4 protein-coding genes and 1 pseudogene are annotated in these 4,882 nt (G+C 71.3%); 2 read left to right on the top strand and 3 right to left on the bottom strand.

What is annotated here, in order from left to right; all coding sequences use genetic code 11:
* Positions 1-1,303: class I adenylate-forming enzyme family protein (locus tag A6Q79_RS01175; RefSeq protein WP_317695553.1), on the top strand; the 1,303-nt coding region annotated here is incomplete at its 5' end.
* A gap of 147 nt (positions 1,304-1,450) precedes the next feature.
* On the opposite strand, the gene A6Q79_RS01170 is transcribed toward A6Q79_RS01175, so the two are convergent.
* Positions 1,451-2,404 (bottom strand): GlxA family transcriptional regulator, encoded by a 954-nt coding sequence (locus A6Q79_RS01170; RefSeq protein WP_286690071.1) that lies wholly within the window; start codon positions 2,402-2,404, stop codon positions 1,451-1,453.
* Between the two features lie 93 nt (positions 2,405-2,497).
* Between A6Q79_RS01170 and A6Q79_RS01165 the strand changes: the two genes are divergently transcribed.
* Positions 2,498-2,659, top strand: a complete 162-nt coding sequence (locus A6Q79_RS01165) for a hypothetical protein (RefSeq protein ID WP_286690070.1) — start codon at positions 2,498-2,500, stop codon at positions 2,657-2,659.
* An 80-nt stretch (positions 2,660-2,739) separates the two neighbouring features.
* On the opposite strand, the gene rpsA is transcribed toward A6Q79_RS01165, so the two are convergent.
* Positions 2,740-4,185: a 30S ribosomal protein S1 gene (gene rpsA, locus A6Q79_RS01160; RefSeq protein ID WP_067858104.1), complete on the bottom strand. Its 1,446-nt coding sequence runs from the start codon at positions 4,183-4,185 to the stop codon at positions 2,740-2,742.
* Positions 4,186-4,381: 196 nt separating this feature from the next.
* A pseudogene (locus tag A6Q79_RS01155) lies at positions 4,382-4,882 on the bottom strand (M18 family aminopeptidase); the annotation flags it as partial.

Below are 4,882 nucleotides of genomic sequence, written 5' to 3'. Positions count from 1 at the left end.
GGTCCTGACGGCGGGACGCAGCGAGCAGGACCAGCGTCGCGTGGCCGGCGCGCTGCGGGCGCGGGGCCTCGGCACGGGCGACCGGCTCGTGCTGCTGTGCCCCGGGGAGCCGGCCTACGCGAGCGTCGTGCTCGGCGCGGCACGGTCGGGCGTCGTGCCGGTGCCGCTGGACCCGCGCCTGACCGCCTGGGAGCGCGATCGGGTCCTCGGCGACCTCGACGCCGCGCTGGTCGTGGACGACTCGGCCGCCCTGCGGGCCCTCCTGGACGGACCACCCGTCGACCTCGCGCCCGACCCGCTGTGCCGGCCCATGCACTTCACGTCGGGCACGACCGGTCGACCGAAGGGTGTGTGGTCGGGCCTGCTCGAGCCGGACGACGCGCGCGACCTCGTGGTCGAGGAGCGCGAGCTCTGGGGCTTCCGGGCCGACGACGTCGACCTCGTCGTCTCGCCGATCTACCACTCCGCTCCCCTGCGCTTCGCCACGGGCACCCTGTTGGCCGGCGGGAGCATCGCGGTGCTGCCGCACTTCGACGCGGCCGCCTTCGTCGACGCCGTCGCGCAGGTTCGTCCCACGACCATGTTCTGCGTGCCGGCGCACCTGCAGCGCCTGCAGCAGCACCTCGACGAGACGGGCGACGAGCCCGACCTCTCGTCGTTCCGGCTCGTGGCGCACGCCGGCGCACCGTGCCCCGAGCCCGTCCGACGCCGCGCGCACGCGCAGTTCGGCGAGCGGACCGTGTGGGAGTTCTACGGGTCGACGGAGGGACAGTGGACGGCCTGTCGCGGTGACGCGTGGCACGAGCGTCCCGGCAGCGTCGGCCGAGCCCGGCCCGGCCGGGTGGTGACGGTCGACGACGAGGACCAGCTGTGGTGCGTCGTGCCGCGCTGGGGACGCTTCACCTACTGGCGCGACGAGGAGAAGACCGCGCAGGCCTGGCGCGACACCCCGGACGGCCCGGCGTTCACGGTCGGCGACCTGGGCCGCGTGGAGGACGGCTGGGTCTACCTCGACGCCCGTCGCAGCGACCTCGTCATCAGCGGTGGCGTCAACGTCTACCCCGCCGAGGTCGAGGCGGCGCTGGAGGACCTGCCCGGCGTGCTCGAGGTGGCCGTGTTCGGCCGGCCGGACGAGCGGTGGGGCCAGCGGGTGGTGGCGGCCTACGTCGGCGACGCGGACGAGGAGACCCTGCGGGCGCGCGCCCTCGAGCGCCTCGCGCCGCCGAAGCGGCCCAAGGAGTACCTGCGCCTCGACGCCCTCCCCCGCACCGCCACCGGCAAGGTGCGCCGGACCGAGCTCTGAGCTCCCCGACCCCGTCCGTCGCAACCGTCCCAGGATTCCCATCACCCGAGGGGAATCCTCACTCACCTGCGGTTGATCCCGCCGGTGAGTGAGGAAGAACCATGGTGAGTGCCACCAGATGGGGATCAGCAACGAGCGACGGATCGCTCAGCCCGCGTCGGCGCAGGCGAAGGTGCGGCGGAACTCCTGGGGCGTGGTGCCGAGCGCCTGGGTGAAGTGGTGGCGCAGCGTGGCGGCGTTGCCGAAGCCGACGCGGGACGCGACCTGCTCCACCGAGAGCGTCGAGCCCTCGAGCAGCTGCTCGGCCAGAGCGATGCGCTGGCTGGTGAGCCACTGCAGCGGGGTGGTGCCGGTCTCGTCGCGGAAGCGCCGGGCGAAGGTGCGCGGCGACATGTGCGCGACCGCGGCGAGCCGGTCGACGGGCAGCGGCTCGTCGACGTGCTCGAGCGCCCACTCGAGCACCGGCGACAACGTCTCGGCCTCGACCTGGCCGACCGGGGTGCGCACGAACTGCGCCTGCCCGCCCGTGCGGTGCGGCGGCATGACGATGCGCCGTGCGGTGGTCGCGGCGGTGCGCGCCCCGAACACCCGCCGCACGAGGTGCAGCGAGGCGTCGATGCCGGCGGCAGAGCCGGCCCCGGTCAGCACGTTGCCGTCGAGGACGTAGAGCACCTCCGGCCGCACGACCGCCGTGGGGAAGGCCTCCTGCAGCTCCGTGCCGTAGCGCCAGTGCGTCGTGCACTCCCGCCCGTCGAGCAGGCCCGCCTCGCCCAGCAGCCACGCGCCGGTGCAGTGCGCCGAGACGTAGGCGCCGCGCTCCCCCGCCACGCGGACGGCCTCGACGGCGGCCGGGTGGTGGTGGCGGTAGCCGCGCTTCGGTGCGACGCACACGAGGTCGGCGTCGGCGGTCGCGTCGAGCGAGGCCTCCACGTGCAGGTCGACGCTCGAGCCACGGACCCGCCCTGGCTCCGGCGTGCAGATCGTGAAGTCGAAGACGGGGTTGTCGTCCTCGGGGTGGTAGGGCTCGTTCCAGACCTCGCAGATGGCTCCGAGGCCGAACGCCTCGACCCCGTCCTGCACGACGACCGCGACCTTCTTCATGGACCCAGCCTGCCACAGGTGTGGCGGTTTATCGAGGATGACTGGCTTTTCTGCCACTGGTGGCAGGATCAGACGGAGACGAGACTTTCTGCCATGTTCCTGTTGCTCATCCTCCTGGCCCTGTCCGCCCTCGTCATCGCCCTCGCGATCTGCGTCTCCCTCGACGGCTACGGCAGCCGTCCCGGGCCGCGCAGCCGCCCACGCGACCCGTTCGAGCCGTCGCGGGCCGACGACCACGACCTGCCCGTCCGGTGACCCCGGCCCTCGCCCCGACAAGACGAGACCCCCGACCATCGGCCGGGGGTCTCGTCGTGCGGTCGTTCAGCGGGTGAGGATCACTCGCCGCCCGTCAGCTTCTCGCGCAGGGCCTGCAGGGCCTCGTCGGACGCGAGCGAACCCTCGCCCGTCTCGACGTCGCCACCGGCGGAGTAGTTGCTGACCTCGCCGGCCTCGATGTTGGCCTTCTCGGCCTCCTCGATCTGCTTCTTGTGCGCCTCCCAGCGCTCGTGAGCCTCGGCGTACTGCTTCTCCCAGGCAGCGCGGGCCTCCTCGAAGCCCTCCTGCCACTCGCCGGTCTCCGGGTCGAAGCCGTCGGGGTAGATGTAGTTGCCCTGCTCGTCGTAGGACGACGTCATGCCGTAGAGCGTCGGGTCGAAGTCGTCGGCCGCAGCGGCCTGCGTCTCGTTGGCCTGCTTGAGCGACAGCGAGATGCGACGACGCTCGAGGTCGATGTCGATGATCTTGACCATGACCGAGTCGCCGATCTGGACGACCTGCTCGGGGATCTCGACGTGACGCTCGGCCAGCTCGGAGATATGCACGAGGCCCTCGATGCCCTCCTCGACGCGCACGAACGCACCGAACGGGACGAGCTTGGTGGCCTTGCCGGGCACGATCTGGCCGATCTGGTGGGTCCGGGCGAAGTGCTGCCACGGATCCTCCTGCGTCGCCTTGAGCGACAGCGACACGCGCTCGCGCTCGAGGTCGACGTCGAGCACCTCGACCGTGACCTCGTCGCCGACCTGGACGACCTCGTTCGGGTGGTCGATGTGCTTCCAGGACAGCTCGGAGACGTGGACGAGACCGTCGACGCCGCCGAGGTCGACGAACGCACCGAAGTTGACGATGGAGGAGATGACGCCCTTGCGGACCTGCCCCTTCTTGAGCTCGTCGAGGAACTTCTGGCGCACGGCCGACTGGGTCTGCTCGAGCCACGCACGGCGCGACAGGACCACGTTGTTGCGGTTCTTGTCGAGCTCGATGATCTTCGCCTCGAGCTTCTGGCCGATGTACGGGTCGAGGTCGCGCACGCGGCGCATCTCGACCAGCGACGCGGGCAGGAAGCCACGGAGTCCGATGTCCATGATGAGGCCGCCCTTGACGACCTCGATGACGGTGCCCTCGACGACGCCGTCCTCGGCCTTGATCTTCTCGATGTCGCCCCAGGCGCGCTCGTACTGGGCGCGCTTCTTGGACAGGATCAGACGGCCTTCCTTGTCCTCCTTCTGGAGGACGAGGGCCTCGACGCTGTCACCGACGGCGACGACCTCGTGCGGGTCGACGTCGTGCTTGATGCTCAGCTCGCGCGAGGGGATGACGCCCTCGGTCTTGTAGCCGATGTCGAGGAGGACCTCGTCGCGGTCCACCTTGACGATGGTGCCGTCGACGATGTCGCCGTCGTTGAAGTACTTGATGGTCGAGTCGATGGCCGCGAGGAAGTCTTCCTCGGTGCCGATGTCGTTGACCGCAACCTGCGGTGCCGCAGAGGGTGCGATGCTCATAGGTAGATGGACTCCGATGGATGGATGATGTAGGGATAGCGGCCGGCGGACGTGCCTCGGACGCCCCGTGAGGGCGTGCGAGGAGCGCTCCTGCTCGGTCCGAGGAACGCACAGGTCACCAGCGCACCTCTCAGGGTACGCGATCCCCGTCGTTCCCGGACCACCGGGGGCGTCGTGAGGGACGGCCGGACGACGTTCAGGCGGGCAGGGCGAAGAACGCGGTCAGCGCACGCACGTAGTGCTCGACGTCGGCGGCCGCCATCGTCTCCCGCGCGGAGTGCATGGCCAGCTGCGGGGCACCGAAGTCGACGGTGGTGATGCCGGTGCGTGCGGCGCTGATCGGCCCGATCGTCGAGCCGCACGGCAGGTCGGCCCGGTGGACGTAGCGCTGCAGCGGCACCCCGGCGTGCTCGCAGGCCCGTGCGAACACTGCGGCGCCGACGGCGTCGGTGGCGTAGCGCAGGTTCTGGTTGACCTTGAGGACCGGTCCGGCGCCGAGGCGCACGTGGTGCAGCGGCTCGTGACGCTCGGCGTGGTTGGGGTGCGTCGCGTGCGCCATGTCGCCGGACGCGCAGACCGAGCCCGCGACCGCGCGGTGCAGGTCGTCGCGGTCGCCACCGGCGGCCAGGACGATGCGCTCGAGCACCGTGAGCAGCAGGTCCGAGGCGGCGCCGCGCTCGGAGGAGCTGCCCACCTC

The sequence above is a fragment of the Aeromicrobium sp. REDSEA-S32_B7 genome, assembly GCF_001626145.1.
GTDB lineage: Bacteria > Actinomycetota > Actinomycetes > Propionibacteriales > Nocardioidaceae > Aeromicrobium > Aeromicrobium erythreum.
The sequence above is the reverse complement of the archived record's forward strand: the minus strand, read 5'-3'. Positions and strand labels throughout refer to the sequence as shown.